This window comes from Micrococcus luteus (genome assembly GCF_022664405.1).
GTDB classification, from domain to species: Bacteria; Actinomycetota; Actinomycetes; order Actinomycetales; family Micrococcaceae; genus Micrococcus; species Micrococcus luteus.
Genome location: NZ_JAKRLB010000007.1, coordinates 39,625 through 59,516, shown reverse-complemented (window position 1 = coordinate 59,516; position 19,892 = coordinate 39,625). Strand labels below are relative to the sequence as shown.

Annotated in this window: 17 protein-coding genes; 9 read left to right on the top strand and 8 right to left on the bottom strand. The window is 74.3% G+C overall.

Annotated elements, in window-relative coordinates; all coding sequences use genetic code 11:
- Positions 1–95 precede the first annotated feature (95 nt).
- On the top strand, positions 96–1,130 hold the full coding sequence (locus MF605_RS04760) for a dioxygenase family protein (RefSeq protein ID WP_044659026.1): 1,035 nt from the start codon (positions 96–98) through the stop codon (positions 1,128–1,130).
- A gap of 55 nt (positions 1,131–1,185) precedes the next feature.
- Here MF605_RS04760 and MF605_RS04755 read toward each other — a convergent pair whose 3' ends face one another.
- Both MF605_RS04755 and MF605_RS04750 read right to left on the bottom strand, forming a co-directional pair.
- Positions 1,186–1,710, bottom strand: a complete 525-nt coding sequence (locus MF605_RS04755; protein WP_020621599.1) for a pyridoxamine 5'-phosphate oxidase family protein — start codon at positions 1,708–1,710, stop codon at positions 1,186–1,188.
- Between the two features lie 67 nt (positions 1,711–1,777).
- Positions 1,778–2,683, bottom strand: a complete 906-nt coding sequence (locus MF605_RS04750; RefSeq protein ID WP_044659015.1) for an inositol monophosphatase family protein — start codon at positions 2,681–2,683, stop codon at positions 1,778–1,780.
- A gap of 80 nt (positions 2,684–2,763) precedes the next feature.
- Here MF605_RS04750 and MF605_RS04745 point away from each other — a divergent pair, with 80 nt between their 5' ends.
- Genes MF605_RS04745 through MF605_RS04735 form a run of 3 tightly spaced genes read left to right on the top strand, consistent with a single transcriptional unit; the run spans position 2,764 to position 4,901 of the window.
- Complete coding sequence (locus MF605_RS04745) at positions 2,764–3,210, top strand: DUF6508 domain-containing protein (RefSeq protein WP_044659014.1); 447 nt, start codon at positions 2,764–2,766, stop codon at positions 3,208–3,210.
- Positions 3,211–3,237: 27 nt separating this feature from the next.
- A complete protein-coding gene (locus MF605_RS04740; RefSeq protein WP_044659013.1) occupies positions 3,238–4,458 on the top strand; it encodes an App1 family protein phosphatidate phosphatase in 1,221 nt (406 codons plus the stop codon).
- A complete protein-coding gene (locus MF605_RS04735) occupies positions 4,455–4,901 on the top strand; it encodes an acyl-CoA thioesterase (protein ID WP_002853740.1) in 447 nt (148 codons plus the stop codon). Before MF605_RS04740 ends, MF605_RS04735 begins: the two co-directional genes overlap by 4 nt.
- 140 nt (positions 4,902–5,041) lie before the next feature.
- Here the strand turns inward: MF605_RS04735 and MF605_RS11990 are convergent, their stop codons facing one another.
- The 3 genes from MF605_RS11990 to MF605_RS04720 form a co-directional block, all read right to left on the bottom strand.
- On the bottom strand, positions 5,042–6,100 hold the full coding sequence (locus MF605_RS11990; RefSeq protein ID WP_134416268.1) for a hypothetical protein: 1,059 nt from the start codon (positions 6,098–6,100) through the stop codon (positions 5,042–5,044).
- Between the two features lie 193 nt (positions 6,101–6,293).
- Positions 6,294–7,634 carry an NADP-specific glutamate dehydrogenase gene (gdhA, locus tag MF605_RS04725; protein WP_134416270.1) on the bottom strand — a complete coding sequence of 447 codons (1,341 nt, stop codon included), beginning with the start codon at positions 7,632–7,634 and terminating at the stop codon, positions 6,294–6,296.
- Positions 7,635–7,857: 223 nt separating this feature from the next.
- Positions 7,858–9,075 carry a glycosyltransferase family 4 protein gene (locus MF605_RS04720; protein ID WP_134416272.1) on the bottom strand — a complete coding sequence of 406 codons (1,218 nt, stop codon included), beginning with the start codon at positions 9,073–9,075 and terminating at the stop codon, positions 7,858–7,860.
- A 159-nt stretch (positions 9,076–9,234) separates the two neighbouring features.
- On the opposite strand from MF605_RS04720, the gene MF605_RS04715 reads away from it, so the two are divergent.
- Positions 9,235–10,599, top strand: coding sequence for a cell division protein PerM (locus tag MF605_RS04715; protein WP_225348305.1), 1,365 nt, complete (start codon positions 9,235–9,237; stop codon positions 10,597–10,599).
- A gap of 10 nt (positions 10,600–10,609) precedes the next feature.
- Here MF605_RS04715 and MF605_RS04710 read toward each other — a convergent pair whose 3' ends face one another.
- Complete coding sequence (locus MF605_RS04710) at positions 10,610–11,047, bottom strand: hypothetical protein (RefSeq protein ID WP_036382019.1); 438 nt, start codon at positions 11,045–11,047, stop codon at positions 10,610–10,612.
- A gap of 22 nt (positions 11,048–11,069) precedes the next feature.
- On the opposite strand from MF605_RS04710, the gene purN reads away from it, so the two are divergent.
- Entirely contained in the window at positions 11,070–11,633 is a 564-nt protein-coding gene (gene purN / locus MF605_RS04705) for a phosphoribosylglycinamide formyltransferase (RefSeq protein WP_069941533.1), read from the top strand.
- Here the strand turns inward: purN and MF605_RS04700 are convergent.
- Entirely contained in the window at positions 11,620–13,041 is a 1,422-nt protein-coding gene (locus MF605_RS04700) for an MFS transporter (protein WP_063188952.1), read from the bottom strand. The genes purN and MF605_RS04700 overlap by 14 nt on opposite strands.
- Before the next feature lie 118 nt (positions 13,042–13,159).
- On the opposite strand from MF605_RS04700, the gene purH reads away from it, so the two are divergent.
- Both purH and MF605_RS04690 read left to right on the top strand, forming a co-directional pair.
- Complete coding sequence (purH, locus tag MF605_RS04695; protein ID WP_063189041.1) at positions 13,160–14,851, top strand: bifunctional phosphoribosylaminoimidazolecarboxamide formyltransferase/IMP cyclohydrolase; 1,692 nt, start codon at positions 13,160–13,162, stop codon at positions 14,849–14,851.
- A gap of 314 nt (positions 14,852–15,165) precedes the next feature.
- Complete coding sequence (locus tag MF605_RS04690; RefSeq protein WP_134416274.1) at positions 15,166–17,388, top strand: NADP-dependent isocitrate dehydrogenase; 2,223 nt, start codon at positions 15,166–15,168, stop codon at positions 17,386–17,388.
- A gap of 199 nt (positions 17,389–17,587) precedes the next feature.
- On the opposite strand, the gene MF605_RS04685 is transcribed toward MF605_RS04690, so the two are convergent.
- Positions 17,588–18,181 (bottom strand): methylated-DNA--[protein]-cysteine S-methyltransferase, encoded by a 594-nt coding sequence (locus MF605_RS04685; protein WP_134416276.1) that lies wholly within the window; start codon positions 18,179–18,181, stop codon positions 17,588–17,590.
- A gap of 72 nt (positions 18,182–18,253) precedes the next feature.
- On the opposite strand from MF605_RS04685, the gene MF605_RS04680 reads away from it, so the two are divergent.
- Positions 18,254–19,852, top strand: coding sequence for a TIGR01777 family oxidoreductase (locus MF605_RS04680; protein WP_063188956.1), 1,599 nt, complete (start codon positions 18,254–18,256; stop codon positions 19,850–19,852).
- Positions 19,853–19,892: the final 40 nt, after the last annotated feature.

The window sequence follows — 19,892 nt, the reverse complement described above, 5'->3', positions numbered from 1 at the left end:
AAAACGTCCGGCATCCGTTGCCATGCTGGCCTCTCGACGCGGTCCGCCACCCGGCGGGCGCCCCACGAGAGGAACTCCATGGCCCCTGGCTCTCGATCCGCTCCCGCCGTCCCTTCCCCCAGGTCTCCGAGGGAGGCGAGGCCCCCGCCGTCACGCCCACCTTCGAGGGCCGGGCCTTCCACCGCCCGGCCGAGGACGTCGAGGACCAGGGCGCCGCCTTCGACGTCGGCACGCTCGTCTCCCGCCGCAACGCGCTGGGCATCTTCGGCGCGGGGGCGGGAGCCCTCGTCCTCGCCGCGTGCGGTGTCCAGGAGGGCGCCTCGTCCTCCTCCGGCTCGACGTCGGCGAGCGCCGGCTCCTCGTCACCCGCGGCCTCCTCCTCGTCGGCGGCGAGCGCCTCGCCGTCCGCCACCCTGACCGAGATGGTCACCGAGAACGCACGCCCGTACCCGGGCGGCGGCTCCAACGGCCCGGACGTGCTCGACGCGTCCGGCATCGAACGTTCCGACCTGACCACGAGCATCGACACGGGCACCGCCGCCGAGGGCGTCCCGCTGAGGGTGACGATGAACGTGATCGACATGGCCAACGGCGACGCCGCCATGACCGGCGCCGCCGTGTACCTCTGGCACGCCGACGCGCAGGGCCGCTACTCGATGTACTCGGACGGCATCACGGAGGAGACCTACCTGCGCGGCGTCCAGGTGGTGGGCGACGACGGCACGGTCACCTTCACCACGGTGTGGCCCGGCTGCTACGACGGCCGGTGGCCCCACCTGCACTTCGAGGTGTTCCCGGACAAGGCGTCCATCACGGACGCGACGAACAACGTCCTCACCTCCCAGATCGCCATGCCCGAGGAGCAGTCCGCGCAGGTCTACGCCACCTCGGCCTACGACGGGTCCACGGAGAACTTCGCCGACGTCAGCCTCGAGACGGACAACGTCTTCTCGGACGGCTACGAGACGCAGCTGCCGCAGATCACGGGCTCCGTGGAGAAGGGCTTCGCCATCACCATCGACGTCCCGATCGACACCACCACTGAGCAGGAGCAGGGCGGGATGGGCGGGCCCGGCGGTGGCCAGCCCCCGGCGGGCGGCGAGGGCGGACAGCCCCCGGCGCAGCCCTGAGCCCGGCGGACGTGGGCTGAGCCGTCCGGCTCAGCCCACGCGTCCTGCCGGCGGCTCAGTCGGTCTGGGACTCGTTGCGCTCGGGGTGCGGGCCGAACACGAAGTGGCGGCCGGACACGCGCTGGACGTCCACGCGGACGTAGAAGTCCTTGAGCGTCGGCACCCACGGTTCGATGCCGAGGGACTCGGCCTCCGCGATCTCCGCCTCCGTGTCCAGGCGGCGCGCGGTGCCGTGCACGAGCACGGACCAGGCCTGGTCGGCCAGGATCCCGTCGGCCTGCACCACGACGCGCGGGTTCACCGTGAGCTCGGCGAGCTTCGAGCCGGGCGCGGTGCGGAAGTAGATGGCGCCGTCGTGGGCCCGCACGTTCACCGGCACGATGTCCGGCCGCCCGTCCACGGCCAGCCCGAGGCGCGCGTGGCCCACGCGGCCCAGCAGTCGCCAGACCTGGTCCTCGTCCAGCACCAGGACGGCCTCGCCGTCCGGGTGCTCGAACATCAGGTGGTCCCCGGGCTCCGCGACCGGATCGGGGCGCTGCATCGACGGGGCGTCGTCGGTGTCATGGTGCTGCTGGGTCATCGGGGCCTCCTGGCATGCCGGGACGGGCGCCGTCGGGCGCGGCGCTGAGATCGGGCTCACATCCACTCTATACATGGTCGGTCGCCCGCGAGGCGACGATGTCACCCAGCACCGCCGCCGTCGTCGGCGCCTCGCGGCCCGGGGCGACGGCGAGCGCGAACGGGCACGTGTGGGCGCGCGGGCCGTCGTCGACGAGCCGGCCCGACGACGGCGCGGCCGGGTCCGGCGTGAGCCACCTGCCCCCGGCGCGGCGCAGGATCAGCTGCCCCGCCGCGACGTCCCAGGGCTTGGTGTCCACGTACAGCGCGGCGTCGGCCCAGCCCGCCGCCGTGTGGGCGAGCTCGAGGGCGCCGGAGACGGTGCGGCGCACGGTCGCGTGGGCGGTCACGAGACGTCCGAAGCGGCGCAGCGCGTCCTCGCCCTCGCGCGCGAGCGCCTCGCCCGCCGGATAGGAGGTCACGAGGTTCTGGGCGCGCTCGCCGCCGGCCGGCGCCGGCCGGCCGACCTCGGCCAGCGGGCGCTCCGGCCCGTCGCCGCGGGTGAGGTAGGCGCCGTCCGCGTCGGCGGAGAACGCCAGCCGGCCCACGGGGTCCAGCACGACGCCGGCCACCACCTCGCCGTCGACCTCGGCGGCCAGGGACACCGAGAACATCGCGAAGCCGTGCGCGAAGTTGGAGGTGCCGTCGATGGGGTCGACGATCCAGGTCAACCGGGCGGCCTCACCGGTGCCGGCCTGCGCCCCGAGCTCCTCGCCGAGCACGCCGGAGCCGGGGACCGCCGTCGTGAGCGCGGCGACGAGCCGGGCCTCGGTGCGCCGGTCGTGGACCGTGACCAGGTCGTGGTGCGTGGTCTTGGCCTCGGGCCCGATGGCGGTGGGGGAGCGGAAGGCGGCGGCGAGGTCGTCGGCAACCGCGCGGGCGGCGTCGAGGGCGATCGCGCGCAGCTCGGCGGGGCGAGGCAGGGCGGGGCTCATGCCCCGAGCCTAGGCGGGGGCCCGGACACGCCGGACCGGACGCGGGACAATGGAGCCGACCCCCGAACAGAGGAGCCGCCATGACCGAGCACCCCCTCCCGACCCCCGACGACGACGCCACCCTCACCGGCCCGCAGACCCCCACGCCCCAGCGTGTGGCCGCCGTGCGTGCGCTGCGCGAGCTGCTCGCCGCCGGCTACGGCACCGAGGCCCGGCCGATCGCCTCCTACGGCGCCCCCGCGCCCGGCACCCTCGGCGGCGTCTACCCGGACTACGACGACCGCGTGTTCCCCGGCCTCGTGGCCGCGCAGGAGCTGGCGGGCATCGACGTCGACTATCTGCGGAACGTGGACCGGGTGAGCGAGGCCGGCATCGCCGAGGCGTCCCTGGCCGACCTCGGCACGCTGTTCACCTACCTGGTGCGCGGCGAGCGGTTCGCGGACGGGCACGTGGCCGCCGCGATCGAGAACGGCAAGGTCGGCCGCATGCTGGACCGCCTGACCGCGCTGGTCCCCGAGACCCGCTGAGAGCGCACGGTGCGGAATACTGGGCGCATGCCCGCAGCCTCCGACGCCCCCACGCCCGCGCCCCGGCGCGGCCGCCTGGCCCCTCTCGGTGACCCCACCCCCGTGGAGAACGTCGCCACCCACCTGCAGGAGGGGTGGAACCGCTGGCACCGCTCCCGTGCGCTGCGTGCCGGCCACGTGCCGACGGTCATGGCGTTCACGGGCTACGGCAGCACCAGCTGGGTGCGGCTCCTCTCCCGCGTGGTGATCGCCTCCGACGAGGAGTTCATGAACGGCCGTCGGCTGTCGAAGGTGGTGGCGGACGGCGTGCGCGGCTGGCGCAACTTCGTGGCCCCGCCCATGGCCTACGCCGAGGTGGAGGTGCAGGTGGGGAACCTGCGCACCACGGTGCGCACGGACCGGATGGGCGTCGTCGACGTCGTGCTGGACGTCGAGCTGGAGCCCGGCTGGCAGACCGCCACCCTCCATGTCGGCGGCCAGGAGGAGCGCGCCGTCATGGACCTGTACATCTGCGAGCCGGGTGCGCGGGTCGGCCTGGTCTCGGACATCGACGACACGGTGGTGGTCACCTCGCTGCCCCGCCCCCTGCTGGCGGCCTGGAACTCGTTCGTGATCGACGAGCACGCCCGCACGCCCACCCCGGGGATCGCCGTGCTGCTGCGCCGGATCGCCGAGCTCGAGCCGAAGGCCCCCGTGCTGTACCTGTCCACGGGCGCGTGGAACGTGGCGCAGACCCTCACCCGCTTCCTGGGCCGCAACCTCTACCCGCTCGGCGCCCTGCTGCTGACCAGCTGGGGGCCCACGAAGGACCGCTGGTTCCGTTCCGGCCAGGAGCACAAGAGGGTCCAGCTCGAGCGCCTCGCCGAGCAGTTCCCGGACATCCAGTGGATCCTGGTGGGCGACGACGGCCAGCACGACCCCGAGATCTACGCCGAGTTCGCGCAGCGCCACCCCGACCGGGTCAAGGCGATCGTCATCCGGCAGCTGACCCCCTCGCAGGCGCTGCTCGCGGGCGGTCGGGCGGAGGACACCCGCCGTTCCACCCCGGGCATCCCGTGGTGCTACGGCCCGGACGGGGCCACGCTGTCCAATCAGCTCGAGGACCTGGGCATCCTGCCCGTCGAGTTCGTGGACGTGCAGCCCGAGGCCTGGCGCGAGGACATCCTCGGCGACGACGAGGCGCCGGCGACCCTCGACGCCGCGGCGCAGCGCGACGGTCGGTCCGCGGACGAGGAGGCCGCCCGATGACCGCCTCGCGCTCCGTCGAGGTCCGCATCCCGCTGCGCTGGGCGGACATGGACGCCTACGGCCATGTGAACAACATCGCCGTGGTGCAGCTGCTGGAAGAGGCGCGCGTGGCGGCCTTCGGCGTGCCCGCGAACACCGGCGCCGGTGGCGGGCAGGCCCCGCCGATCGACCTGCTCGAGGGGGTGGCCCCCGGTGTGCGGACGTTCATCTCCGAGCACACCGTGAAGTACCGGGCCCAGATGCCCTACCGCCCCGTGCCACTGCGCGTGGTGGTGAGCGTGGACGCCGTGAAGGCCGCCTCGGTGCACGTGGGCTACGCCCTGCACGACGGCGTCGACGACACCCTCTGCGCCACCGCGACGTCCGTCATGGTGTTCGTCGACGGGCAGACGGGCCGCCCCGTGCGCATCAGCCCCGAGCAGCGGGCGGCCCTGGCCGGCTGAGGTGGGCCGAGGTGGGCTGCTGACCGCCCGACAGCCGCCCAGCGACATCACCGCCGTGCAGCACGGCTGCGATGTCGCAGAGCGGAGGTCGACCGCTCGGGCTCGCCGAGTCGGGACCGGGCCCGTGGGACGGCCGTGGATCAGACCGAGCGGGGGACGCCCGCGGCGGTGAGGATCCGCGCCAGCCGGTCTGGCCGCAGGAGGTCTCCCCACGTCCAATGCGCACCCGCCCGGGTGACCAGCTGCAGGGCCACCTCCCGTTCCTTCTCCCGGCGGATGCTGGCGCGGCGGGCCGTGTCGTCACCGTCGAAGAACGACAGGTCGTACTTGCCCAGCCCGTCGAACTCCCCGTACACCCGCACCTGCTCCCACCAGAAGTCCGTGCGGGCCACCTCGCGTCCGTTCGCATCCCGGTGGCGATGCTGCAGCGCCGTGGGCGGGACGAAGCCGAGCTCGTGGATGCTGGCCCGGCTGTAGGACTCGCCGGCGGATTCCGCCCGCGCGTCCGCGAAGTGCCAGGCCCGCTCGAATCGGCGGAGGGCGGCCGCGGATTTGAGTCGGCTCTCCGCCTGCCTCGCCCAGCGTGCGGCCTCCTCGGGCCGGGCTCGGACGAGCGCGTCCAGCGGGGCCACGGCGTCGCGGAACGGGGTGGCCGCCCCCAGCACCAGCAGCACCGTGGGCAGCGGATCCGCCAGGACGGTTCCCAGGCTCTGCCCGTCCGACAGGACGGCCTCGACCGGCTGAGGCGCGGCGGGGGCCGCCTCCGGCAGCCCCCACCGGGGTCGGCGGCGCGGCGGGACGGGAAGCCGGCGATCGTGGGCCACCACGGAGGGGGCGAAGGGACGGCGGGTCAGCGGACCGGCGCCGTGATGCCCGGGCGAGGGGGCGCGCAGCTCGAGCGCGGGCGGCTCGACGGCCGGCCCCAGACCGTGCAGCCGGGCCGCGGTCAGGCCCGTGAACACCGTCGCGGGGCGGGCGATCGAGAGGGCGACGGCGGACACGACCGCCCTGTCCCACGGACGCAGCGCAGCCCAGTCGCCGACGCTGATGTAGACGCGCGGGCAGAGCCGCACGAGGACCCCGCGGGTCCAGGCGCGTTCGAGACGGCGCCGCGCCGCCCCGTCGTGAGGGTCCGCCGCGCTGAGCAGGGGCCCGCGTCCCGGGAGCAGCGCACGCGAGTGGTCGGAGAGCAGGGTCATGCGGCCCAGTCTCGTGGGCCCGTCCGGGGCGCGACGGGTCGGCCGCGCCGACGGTGGAGGGCACCCGACGTCGGGGGGCCTGTGCAGGAGTCGGGTGCCCTCAAGCGACCGCCGCCCTGCGACATCACCGCGCGTCAGAACGGCGGTGATGTCGCAGGGCGGCGGAGGATCACGGAAGGGGCAGGGCGGGGACTCAGACCACGCCCTGGGCGATCATCGCGTCGGCGACCTTGATGAACCCGGCGATGTTGGCCCCCGCCACGTAGTTGCCGGGCGTGCCGTACTCCTCGGCGGTCTCCACGCAACGGTCGTGGATGTCACGCATGATCTGCTCGAGCCGGTCGTGGGTGTAGTCGAAGCTCCACGAGTCCCGCGAGGCGTTCTGCTGCATCTCCAGCGCCGACGTCGCCACGCCGCCCGCGTTGGCGGCCTTGCCCGGGCCGAACAGCGTCCCGGAGTCGACGAACAGGTGGGAGGCCGCCTCGGTGCAGGGCATGTTCGCGCCCTCGGCCACGGCCTTCACCCCGTTCTTCAGCAGGGTCCGCGCGGCGGACTCGTCGAGCTCGTTCTGGGTGGCACACGGCAGGGCCACGGTGCCCTCGACGTCCCACACGCTGCCGCCGGTCACGTAGCGGGACCGCCCGCCGCGGCGCTCGGCGTACTCGGAGATGCGGGCACGCTCGACCTCCTTGATCTGCTTGAGCAGGTCCAGGTCGAGGCCGTCCGGGTCCACGATGTAGCCCGAGGAGTCGGACGCGGTGAGCACGGTGGCCCCGAGCGCGGCGGCCTTCTCCGCGGCGTAGATGGCCACGTTGCCGGAGCCGGAGATCAGCACCTGCTGGCCGTCCATGGATTCGCCGCGCGTGCGCAGCATGGAGTCGACGAACATCACGGCGCCGTAGCCGGTGGCCTCGGTGCGGACCAGCGAGCCGCCCCACGTCAGGCCCTTGCCGGTGAGGGCGCCGGCCTCGAAGCGGTTGGTCAGTCGCTTGTACTGGCCGAACATGTAGCCGATCTCGCGGGCGCCCACGCCGATGTCACCGGCCGGCACGTCCGTGTGCTCACCGATGTGGCGATGCAGCTCCGTCATGAAGGACTGGCAGAACCGCATGATCTCGCGGTCGGACTTGCCGGCGGGGTCGAAGTCCGAGCCGCCCTTGCCGCCGCCGATCGGCATGCCGGTGAGCGAGTTCTTGAAGATCTGCTCGAAGCCCAGGAACTTGACGATCCCGAGGTACACGGAGGGGTGGAAGCGCAGCCCGCCCTTGTACGGGCCGAGCGCCGAGTTGAACTCCACGCGGAACCCGCGGTTGACCTGCACGACGCCGGCGTCGTCGATCCACGGGACGCGGAAGATGATCTGGCGCTCCGGCTCGCAGAGGCGGTGCATGACCCCGGCCTCGACGTACTGGGGGTGGCGCTGCATCACCGGTCCCAGCGCCTCGAACACCTCGGACACCGCCTGGTGGAACTCGGCCTCGCCGGGGTTGCGCGCGAACACTTCGTCGCGCAGGGTCTCCAGAGACTCATTCATGGTGTCCTCCTCGGACGTCGGGGTAGAGACGCCCCGCGGTGCCCCCGCCGTGGCGCGCCGCGGTCGGAGGAGGCCGCGGTGCCTGACGCCCATCCTGACAGGGAGTGCGCTCTGTTGCCGAAATGAGACGCGGGCCACCCCGGGCCCCACGTTCGGCTCAGCGCGGGCCTTCCACGGTCGCGTCGTTGACGAGGTCGGCCAGGCGGGCGACGTCGGCCGGGGCTCAGCCGAACACGCGCGCGGCCAGCAGCGACGGCGCCGTCAGCAGCCGGCGGGCCAGCTCCACGCGGCGGCGCTCCTGCACCGCGATCGCCTTCTCGTAGTAGCCCATGAGCTGCTCGCACAGCACCGGCCAGGTCCGGCCCTGCACCGACGCCCACGCCGCGTCGGCGAACGCGGCCCGCTTGACGTCGTCGTACACGAGGTCCGCGACGTGGCGGCGCAGCTCGTCCAGCTCGCCGGGCGGGTAGAGCCAGCCGGTGCGGGAGGCGTCCACGATGTCGAGGGGGCCGCCGCGGCCGACGGCGACGACGGGCACGCCCGAGGCCATCGCCTCCTGCAGCGTCTGGCCGAAGGTGTCGGACTCGCCGGGGTGCACGAACAGGTCCAGGCTGGCCACGTGGCGCGCGAGGTCCTCGCCCCCCTGGAAGCCGGCGAAGTGGGCGCCGGGCAGCTCCCGCTCGAGCTGTTCGCGCAGCGGCCCGGAGCCGATGACCACGAGGCGGGTGCCCGGCAGGTCCGAGAGCACCCGCAGGTCCCCGACCTGCTTCTCGTGCGCCAGCCGCCCCACGAAGCCCACGAGCTTCTCGCCGTTCGGGGCGAGCTGCGCGCGCAGCGCCTCGTCGCGCTTGGCGGGATGGAATCGGCGGGAGTCGACGCCGCGGCCCCACAGGTGCACGCGCCGCACCCCCTGGCGGTGCAGCTGTCGGACGGTGAACGACGACGGCGCGAGCGTCAGCGTGGCCATGTTGTGCAGGCGCGCCACGTGGCTCCACAGGACGTCCTCCAGCCACGGGGCGCCGTACCGGGCCGCGTAGCCGGGGACCTCGGTCTGGTAGACGGCCACGGAGGGGATGCCGAGCTCCTCGGCCGCCTGCACCGCGCGCCAGCCCAGCACGAAGGGGGAGGCGATGTGCACCACGTCCGGGGCGAAGTCGGCGAGCATGCCGCGCAGCCGGCCCACCGTGCCGGCGGCCACCCGCACGGAGGTGTACCCGGTCAGGGGCACGGAGGGCAGGGTGCGCACGGGGAAGCCCTCGACCTCGCGGGGGGCCTCACCGGCGCCCGCGCGCTGGGTCCACCCGGCGGACCACGAGGCGGCCGGGGCGACCACCATCGCCTCGTCGCCCCGTTCCCGCAGGTGGCGCAGCACCTGGAGGATGGAGTTGGTGACCCCGTTCATATGGGGCAGGAACGATTCGGCGACCACGACGACACGCACGTGGCCGACGCTAAGGACCCCGGACCACGGCCGGGACACCCGCCGACGACGGCCCGGTGACCCCGCGGTGAACTCTCGGGGCGCGTGACGGTCGTCGCACCGGCCCGCGCGGCCCGCCCCGTCCAGGCGCCGCCCGGAGTCGGGTGGCACCATGGACGGGTGAGTTCCCGCCCCGCTGCGCCCCGTCTGCTGCGCCCCGTCCCCCTGCCGCTGTGGCTGCAGGGGGTGGTCGAGGCGCTCGTCACGGCGATGATCAGCCTGCTGGCGGTCATGGTCCCCACCCTCGCGGTGTGGGCCACGGGCGGGTTCGAGCGGCCGACCATCGAGGGTGCCGTCCAGGTGGGCGGCGTCCTGTGGCTGGCCCTGCACGCGGTGCCCGTCACCGTGGCCACGGCCATGCCCACCGCGCCGGATCATCTCATCACCGGCACGGCGTGGCTCGTGCCGTGGGGCCTGACCCTGGTCCCGCTCGCGCTGTCGTGGCGGGCCGGCCGGCGCCTGGCCCGCGCGTCCTACCGGGACCAGGCGTGGCAGGCCTTCGTGGGCGCGGTGGGGGCCTACGCCCTGGTGGGGCTGGCCGTGGCGTTCCTGCCCGGCACGGACGAGCTGACGGCGCACCCCGCCCCGGCGGCGCTGCTGCCCGCCCTGCTCTTCGGCGTCGCCGCCCTCGCGGGGGCGCGGCGCGAGGCCGGCACCTGGGCGCACCTGATCGGCCTGGACCTCACGGAGCGGATCTCGCGGCGCTCGCAGTACGAACGCTGGGCCGGCTCGTACGCGTGGTCCGTGGTGCGCGCCGCGGCCGTCGCCGTGCTCGCCCTGACGGGCCTGAACGCGCTGCTCGTGGCGGGGCGGCTGGCCGTCGAGTGGGCCGCCGTCGTCACCGTGGCCCAGGCGATCGGGGGCGGCCCGCTGGGCGGCCTGCTGGTGGCGCTGCTGCAGATCGGCTGGCTGCCCACGTTCACCGCGTGGTCGATCGCGTGGACGGCGGGCCCGGGGTTCTCCGTGGGCGCGGACAGCCTCTACTCCGTGTTCGGCGCGACGCCGGCCACCGCGCCTGCCCTCCCGGTGCTGGGTGCGCTGCCCGTGACGTGGTCGCCGTGGCAGCTGCTCCTGCTGGCCGTGCCGATCGGCGCCGGCGCCGTGGCCGGCGTGTGGCTGCTGCGGGAGGGGGAGAACCACCTCGACGACTGGCTGCACACCCGTCACGGCAGCCGCGCGGTGTCCTTGACACTGTCCACGCTGGCCCTGGCCGTGCTCACCGGACTGCTCGCCGGGCTGCTGCTGCTCGTGCCGCTGGCCCTCACCTCCGGGACGCTCGGGCTCGGCACGCTGACGGACATCGGCCCCCACGTCTGGGCGGTGTCCGCCGCCGTCGCCGGGTGGGTCGCGCTGGGCTGCGCGGCCGGCTACCTCACCGCCCTGGCCGTGGCCGGGCACCGGGACGGGACGACGACGGCGCCGCGGTCCGGCGACCGTGCCTCGGGCCCGCGCGACCGGCCGTCCCCGCGCCGGGCGCGGGACTGACGCCCGCGGCTCAGGGCCGCAGCTGGGGCACCCCCGTGCGCTCCTCCACCTGACGGGTGAACTCGTCCGCGCACGCCTGCTGCGCCCGCACGGTGAGCGCGGAGGCGCTGCACTGCTCGAGCTGGACCGTCGCGTCCCACGCGAGCAGCGGCAGCGCCGCCGTCGTCATGCCCATCAGCGCCATCGCCATGCCGGCGGACGCCACCGCGCGGGGCAGCCCCGAGCGCTCGGCGCCGCGGCTCGTGACCCACACGCGCACGCCGAGCACGAGGGCGACCAGCCCCAGCGCGAGGGCGATCAGCTTCCACGGCAGCACGAGGGAGAAGGAGAGCACCATCCCCAGCAGCGCCACGGACTGCCACAGCAGGGCACGGCCGGTGCGGACGCGGCCGGGGTCCGGGGCGCCCTGCGGCGGGCGGGGCGGGGAGGAGGGAACGGGGGCGGACACCCCCTCACCCTACGATGGGCGCATGCGCATCGTTGCCCTCGTCTCCGGTTCCGGCACCAACCTGCAGGCCGTCCTCGACGCCGTCGCCTCCGGCGCCCTGGACGTGGAGATCGCCGCGGTGGGCGCCGACGTCGCCGACGCCGGCGGCCTCGAGCGCGCCCGCGCCCACGGGATCGAGACGTTCGTGGTGTCCCCGAAGGACCACGCGGACCGGCGCGCGTGGGACGAGGCGCTTGCGGACGCCGTCGCCGCCTACGCGCCGGACTGGGTCGTGTGCTCCGGGTTCATGCGGATCCTGGGCGCCCCGCTGCTCGAGCGGTTCGAGGGCCGCATCCTCAACACCCACCCGGCCCTGCTGCCCTCCTTCCCGGGGGCCCACGGCGTCCGGGACGCGCTGGCGCACGGGGTGAAGGTCACCGGCTGCACCGTGCACGTGGTGGACGCGGGCGTGGACACCGGCCCGATCCTCGCCCAGGCCGCGGTGCCCGTGCTGGACACGGACACCGAGGCCGAGCTGCACGAGCGCATCAAGGTCCAGGAGCGGGCCCTGCTGCTGCGCGTGCTCGGCGAGCTCAGTCGGCGCTGACCTCGAGGGCGCGGCCGCGGGTCTCCGGGGCCAGCGCCAGCATCGCCGCGCAGGCCAGGACCACGAGCCCGCCGGTGACGGCGAACGCCCCCGGCAGCCCGAGGGCGGGGACCAGCATGCCCACGAAGAGCAGCGGACCCAGGCCCGCGCCCACCCGCGAGGCCGCCGACGCCCAGCCGAAGCCGGAGGCGCGCAGTGTCGTCGGGTACAGCTCGGAGACGTACGTGTAGAGCACCGGGATCGCGACCTGCACCACGAAGCCGAACGCCAGCACGAGCGGCAGCACCGCGGCGGGCACGTCCAGCACGCTCGCCAGCCAGACGGTCAGGGCGCTCGCGACGACGGCGCTGACGGCCAGCAGCCAGCGGCGGCCGGTGACCTCGATCAGCGCGGTGGCCACGACCACGCCGAGCAGGCCGGCCGCGGCCATGCCGGAGGTCATGATGAAGGCGCGGCCCTCCGCGTAGCCGGCGTCGATGAGGAACGTCGGCAGCCACTGCAGCGCGATGTAGTAGACGAGCATGATGGCCACGAACAGGGCCCAGGCGACCGCGGTGATGCGCGGGGAGAACCGCCAGACCGCGGCGAGCTGCGCGCCGACGCCGCCGGAGCGGGCCGGCTCGGCCGGGGGCATCGTGTAGGGCCGGCGAGGCGCGCCGGTGGCCGCCACCATGCGGTCGATGACGGCGCGGGCCTGTGCCTCGCGGCCCCGGCTCATCAGGAACAGCGGGGACTCGGGGATGCCCAGGCGCACGACGAACACGAGCAGGGCCGGCAGGACCATGGCCAGCAGGGGCAGGCGCCAGTCGCCCCACGTGCCCACGAGCCAGGCGGAGACGAGGCCGCACAGCGCGGCGCCGACGGGCCACCAGCCGTCCATCGCGGCCAGGACGCGACCGCGCAGCCGGCGCGGGGTGAACTCGCCCACGAGCGCGTAGTCCACGGGGATCGTGCCGCCCAGGCCCATGCCGGCCACGAACCGGAACAGCGCGAACCACAGCAGGGAGTCGGTCAGCGCGCCTGCGATCGTGAACACGGAGAAGATCGCCAGCGTCCACGCGAACGCCGCCTTGCGGCCGATGCGGTCCGCGATGGTGCCCCACAGGAACGCGCCCACGGCCATGCCGATGAGGTTGGCGGTGCCGATCCACGCGGCGTCGGCCTTGTCCAGGGCCCACTCCTCGCGCAGCAGCGGGATCATCACGCCGTTGAGCGTGACGTCCCACGCGTCGAACATGAAGCCCAGGCCGCCGATCAGGAAGATGCGGCCCTGGACGGACCAGCGCCACGGCAGCTCCTGGACGACCGCCTCACCGGTGGGCAGGGCGGCGTCGGGGGCGACGACGTCGGGCGCGGGCCCGGGGTGCGCGCCGTCGGCGCTGGGGCGGGGCGGGGTGGCGGAGGACATGGTCGGCTCCCGTTCGTCGGGTGGAGTGGGGGGCGGTCCGTCACGCGGACGCCTGGGCCATTATGCGGCCCGGCCTATGCTGGAGGACACCCGGACCCCCTCGAAGGAGCGCCCCCTCGTGACCTCTGCCCAGCCCACCACCACCGTCCTGGACACGGTGCCCCTGAAGCGGGCCCTGATCTCCGTGTACGACAAGACCGGCCTCGAGGAGCTCGCCACCGGGCTCCACGCCGCGGGCGTGCAGATCGTCTCGACCGGCTCCACCGCCCAGCGCATCGCCGCCGCCGGCGTCCCCGTCACCGAGGTCGCCGAGGTCACCGGGTTCCAGGAGTGCCTGGACGGCCGCGTGAAGACGCTGCACCCGCGCGTGCACGCGGGCATCCTGGCGGACCGTCGTCGCGAGGACCACGTGACCCAGCTGCGCGCGCTCGAGGTGGAGCCGTTCGACCTCGTCGTCGTGAACCTCTACCCGTTCGTGGACACCGTGAACTCGGGCGCCGCGGAGGACGCCGTCGTCGAGCAGATCGACATCGGCGGGCCGTCCATGGTGCGCGCGGCGGCGAAGAACCACGCGTCCGTGGCGATCGTCGTGGACCCGGCCCGCTACGGCGAGGTCGTCCAGGCCGCGCAGTCCGGCGGCTTCGACCTGCGTGCCCGCCGGCGCCTGGCCGCCCTGGCCTTCGCCCACACCGCGGCGTACGACAACGCCGTGGCCGCCTGGACCGCCGCCCACTTCGGCGAGGACACGCACGCCGACGAGATCCCCGTGTTCCCGCCCTACGCCGGCTTCTCCCTCGAGCGCGCGCAGATCCTGCGCTACGGCGAGAACCCGCACCAGCCCGCGGCGCTGTACCTGGACTCCTCGGCGGCCCCCGGCATCGCGCAGGCCGAGCTGCTGCACGGCAAGCCGATGAGCTACAACAACTACGTGGACGCCGACGCCGCGGTGCGCGCCGCCTTCGACCACCCGGTCCCGGCCGTGGCGATCGTCAAGCACGCCAACCCGTGCGGCGTGGCCGTCACGGACGAGGGCACGGACATCGCGCAGGCGCACGCCAAGGCCCACGCGTGCGACCCGGTCTCCGCGTTCGGCGGCGTGATCGCGGCCAACCGCCCCGTCACCGCCGCCATGGCCGCCCAGGTGAAGGACGTGTTCACGGAGGTCGTCGTGGCCCCGGCGTTCGAGCCCGAGGCCCTGGAGATCCTCTCCGCCAAGAAGAACCTGCGCCTGCTGAGCCTGCCCGAGGGCTTCCTGCGGGACGCCGTGGAGGCCAAGCAGGTCTCCGGCGGCATGCTGCTGCAGATCGCGGACGCGGTGGACGCGGACGGCGACGACCCGGCCACCTGGACCCTCGCCGCCGGCCCCGCCGCCGACGAGGCCGTCCTGGCTGACCTGGCCTTCGCGTGGCGCGCCGTGCGCGCGGCCAAGTCCAACGCCGTGCTGCTGGCCCACGACGGCGCCACGGTGGGCGTGGGCATGGGCCAGGTCAACCGCCTCGACTCCTGCCGCCTGGCCGTCGAGCGCGCCAACACCCTGGGCGCCGCGCAGACCGGCGGGCAGGACGTGAGCAGCGCCGGCGGCGCCGAGAACGTCTCCGGGGAGGGCGCCCCCGAGCGGGCCCGCGGGTCCGTGGCCGCCTCGGACGCGTTCTTCCCGTTCGCGGACGGGCTGCAGATCCTCATCGACGCCGGCGTGAAGGCCGTCGTCCAGCCGGGCGGCTCCGTCCGGGACGAGGAGGTCGTGGCTGCGGCCGAGGCCGCCGGCGTGACCCTGTACCTGACCGGGGCGCGCCACTTCTTCCACGGCTGAGCGGGGCGGGCCGATGGTGTGGAGCCCCTCGGCCTGGTCGTCTCCTTCTTCATCGCCCAGGCCGTGCGGGGCACCTGAGCCGGCCACGATCCACGCCGCCGTCGTCGGAGGGCGCCCCCTCCGACCCGACGCCCCCCTGGTACCCGGGCGATCCCTCCCGGCCCGGCGAGGGCACCGGCGACGGCCGGGGGCGCTGACGCCGAGCCACACACGGTGTGGCGCGTCCGAGACGCCGGGTAGATTGGCGGCGAGTCACCCGTTCCCTGCCGACGAGGGCCGCGTCTCGAGTGCGGCCAGAAGGAGAGATCATCCGCATGTCGAAGATCATCTACACGCTCACGGACGAGGCGCCCATGCTGGCCACCGCGTCGCTGCTGCCGATCGTGCGCGCCTACGCGGGCACCGCCGGCGTGGAGCTGGAGACCCGTGACATCTCGCTGGCCGGCCGCATCCTCGCCGCGTTCAAGGACGTCCTGCCCGAGGAGCAGCGCACCGCGGACGCCCTCGCCGAGCTCGGCGAGCTCGTGAAGACCCCCGAGGCCAACGTCATCAAGCTGCCGAACATCTCCGCGTCCGTGCCGCAGCTGCGCGCCGCGATCAAGGAGCTGCAGGCGCACGGCTACGCGCTGCCGGAGTACCCGGACGAGCCGAAGACGGACGCGGAGAAGGACGCGAAGGCGCGCTACGACTCCGTCAAGGGCTCCGCCGTGAATCCGGTGCTGCGCGAGGGCAACTCGGACCGCCGCGCCCCGAAGGCCGTGAAGGCGTACGCCAAGCGCTTTCCCCACTCGATGGGCGAGTGGACCCCGGACTCCAAGACCGCCGTCGCCACCATGGGCGCGGACGACTTCCGCGCCAACGAGCAGTCCGTGACCCTGCCGGCCGCCGACGTGCTGACGATCGAGTTCACCGGTGAGGACGGGAAGACCACCGTGCTCAAGGAGGGCCTGAAGGTCCTCAAGGGCGAGGTCGTGGACGGCACGTTCATGTCCGCCAAGGCCCTGGACGCGTTCCTCGCCGAGCAGGTCAAGCGCGCCAAGGAGGAGGGCATCCTCTTCTCCGCGCACCTGAAGGCCACCATGATGAAGGTCTCCGACCCGGTGATCTTCGGCCACGTCGTGAAGGCCTACTTCTCCGAGCTGTTCGAGAAGTACGGCGAGCAGCTGGCCGCCGCCGGCCTGTCCGCGAACAACGGCCTCGCCGCGATCGAGGGCGGCTTGGACAAGCTCGACGCCGAGACCGCCGAGGGTGTGCGCGCCGCCATCGCCGCCGCCTACGAGAACGGCCCGGACGTGGCCATGGTGAACTCCGCCAAGGGCATCACCAACCTCCACGTGCCCTCCGACGTGATCGTGGACGCCTCCATGCCCGCCATGATCCGCACCTCCGGCCGCATGTGGAACAAGGACGACCAGACCCAGGACACCCTGGCCGTCATCCCGGACTCCTCCTACGCCGGCGTCTACCAGGCCGTGATCGACGACTGCAAGGCCAACGGCGCCTACGACCCCACCACCATGGGCACCGTCCCGAACGTGGGCCTCATGGCGCAGAAGGCCGAGGAGTACGGCTCGCACGACAAGACGTTCATCATGGACGCCGCGGGCACCGTGGCCGTGAAGAACTCCGCCGGGGAGACCCTGCTCTCCCACGAGGTCGAGGCCGGCGACATCTGGCGCGCCTGCCAGACCAAGGACGTCCCGGTGCGCGACTGGGTGAAGCTGGCCGTGACCCGCGCCCGCGCGTCCCAGACCCCGGCCGTGTTCTGGCTGGACGAGACCCGCGCCCACGACCGCGAGCTCATCAAGAAGGTCGAGGAGTACCTCAAGGAGCACGACACCGAGGGCCTGGATCTGCGCATCCTCTCCCCGGTGGAGGCCACCAAGCTCTCGGTGGAGCGCATCCGCCGCGGCGAGGACACCATCTCCGTGACCGGCAACGTGCTGCGTGACTACAACACGGATCTGTTCCCGATCCTCGAGCTGGGCACGTCCGCGAAGATGCTCTCGATCGTCCCGCTGCTCAACGGCGGCGGCCTGTTCGAGACCGGCGCGGGCGGCTCCGCCCCGAAGCACGTGCAGCAGCTGCTGGAGGAGAACCACCTGCGCTGGGACTCCCTCGGTGAGTTCCTCGCGCTGGCCGTGTCCTTCGAACACGAGGCGGTCGCGAACGAGAACCACCGCGCGCAGGTGCTCGCGGACACCCTGGACGCCGCCACCGGCACCCTGCTGATCGAGGGCAAGTCCCCGAAGCGCAAGGTCGGCGAGCTGGACAACCGCGGCAGCCACTTCTACCTGGCGCTGTACTGGGCCCGCGAGCTGGCGAAGCAGACCGAGGACGCCGAGCTGGCGGCCGCGGCGAAGCCGATCGCCGAGGAGCTGGAGGCCCAGGAGGAGACCATCCTGGCCGAGCTCAACGGCGTGCAGGGCTCCCCGGTGGACCTGGGCGGCTACTACGCGCCGGAGCTGGAGAAGGTCACCTCGGTGATGCGTCCGTCCGCGACGCTCAACGCGATCGTGGACAAGCTCTCCGTCTGAGCATTCGAGCGTCGGGGGCCGGGCCGCGTGCGTGGAGCGCGCGGCCCGGCCCCTTCTCGTTCCCCGGCGCCCGACGCCGACCCCCGGCCACCCGGCCACCCGAGACGGCTCCCCGCCCGCAACGCGGGTTGAGTTGTCACGGGTGTGCGTGCCCCGGACCCGTGACAACTCAACCGACGTTGCCCGGGGGGAGGGGTGGTCAGCCCGCGTGTGCCGCCTCGTGGGCCAGCAGGGCCTGCTTCGCGGCGGTGCCGTAGAGGTAGTGGCCGGCGGCGCCGTCGGCGCGCACCACGCGGTGGCAGGGCACGACGACGGCCACCAGGTTGGCGGCGCACGCCCCGCCGGCCGCGCGCACGGCCCGCGGGGCCCCGCACCGCTCGGCCAGGCCGCCGTAGGTGGCGGGGGAGCCGGGGGCGATGCCGCGCAGCTCCCGCCACGCCCGCTGCCGGAACGCGGTGCCCGGCTGGGTGACGTCGAGGGCGTCGAGCGCGGCCACGTCCCCCGCGGCGTAGGCGGCCAGGGCGTCGGCGACGGGCTGGGACACGCCCGGGCGCGGCTCCACGGGGCGCGGGTTCATCTCGCGGTCGGCGGTCTCCGGGTCCAGGGCCACGAGCCGGTCCATGAGCGTCTCGAGGAGGCGCCCGATCGCGGCGGCGGGGGGCTCCGAGTCCTCCGGCACGGCCACGCCGGAGGCGCGCACCGTCTGGTCCTCGGGGGAGAAGACGGCCACGAGGGTGAGCTCGGTGGCGGGCAGGGCGGCGGCGGTCCAGCGCAGCTCGGGAAGCAGGTCCATCCCCTCATTGTCCTGCACGGCCCGGCCCGGACAGGTGTTCGCGCGTCCCCTCCCTGTGTCAGGCTGGCGTCCATGACTGAGATCCGCGTCTTCGAGCACCGCACCCTCCTGCGCCACCCGCGTGAGGTCGTCTTCCGCTGGCTGGAGAACCCCGGCGCGCTGGAGCGGCTCACCCCGCCCTTCGCCGGCGAGGTGGTCCAGGGACCCACGGACGGCCTCCGCGTGGGCTCCGAGTCACGGCTGCGCATCCAGGCCCCCGGGGCGGCCGGCCTGTTCGCCGGCGCGGCCCACGGGATGCTCACGGGCCTGCTGCCGGACGCCGTCGCCTCCCGCCTGCCCGGTGGGGCCGCGCCCGCGGTGCCGTGGCGCGCCCGCCACACGGCCTACGAGGAGGGCCGCATGTTCCGGGACGAGATGGTCTCCGGACCTCTGGCCTCCTGGCGGCACACTCACCTGCTCGATGACGCCGCGCCCGGTGAGGCGGACACGGCGGACGGCCGGCGCGGCACGGTCGTGACGGACCACATCGAGTACGCCCTGCCGGGGGAGTCCCTGGTGGCCCGCGTGCCCGCTCTGGGCACCGCGGCCTCGCGCCGCGCCCACGAGGCCTTCGAGGCGGAGCTGGGCCGCCAGTTCGCCTATCGCGCCCGCGTGATGGCCGACGACCTGGACTTCCACGCCGCCCACCCCGGTCCCCTCGTCGGCGGGCCGGCCCGCGCGGTCGCCGTGACGGGGGCCGGCGGACTGATCGGCCGGCAGCTCTGTGCCCTGCTCACCACCGGCGGCCACCGCGTCATCCGGCTCGTGCGGAGCCCGAAGAAGGCCGGCGCGCTGGACGCGGCGCTGTGGGACCCCGGCCGGGAGACCGTGGATGAGGACGCCCTGGCCGAGGCCGACGTCGTCGTGAACCTGGCGGGCGAGCCCATCGCGGGCCGGTTCTCGGACGCGCACAAGGAGGCCGTGCACGACTCGCGCGTGCGCGGCACGCGCACCCTCGTGGACGCGCTCGCCCGGATCGCCGCGCGGGAGGGGGACGAGGCGCGGGCGCGGGCACTCGTGAACGGCTCGGCGATCGGGTACTACGGGGCGGACGCGGGCACGGGCCCGTTCGGCAGCGGCCTCGTCGAGGATCTGGAGCCCGGGGACGACTTCCTCGCCGAGGTCGTCGCGGACTGGGAGGCGGAGGCCCGGCGCGCCGAGGCGGCCGGGATCCGGGTCGCGATGCTGCGGACCGGCGTGGTCCTGAGCCCGGCCGGGGGCATGCTGCAGCAGGTGCTGCCGCTGTTCCTCGCGGGCCTCGGCGGTCCGGTCGCGACCTCGGGTGGGGAGAGCCACGACGGCAGCCCGTGGCTGAGCTGGATCGGCGCGGATGACATCGCGGGGGCCTTCGCCCACGCGGTGCTCGACGACGGCGTCACCGGCCCGGTGAACGCAGTGGCGCCCGTGCCGGTCACGGCCCGGGAGTTCGCCACCGTGCTCGGGCGGGTGCTGCGCCGGCCCGCGGTCATCCCGGTGCCCGAGGCCGGGCCGCGCCTGCTGCTGGGCGAGGAGGGCCGGATGGAGACCGTCGCGGCCGACCAGAAGGTCCTGGCGGACCGGCTGGTCTCCTCCGGCTACGAGATGCGCGACCCCGAACTGGAGGGCGCGTTGCGCCACATCCTCGGGCGGTGACGGGGGTGGGGGCGCGTCCCACAGAGACGCTGCCCCGGCG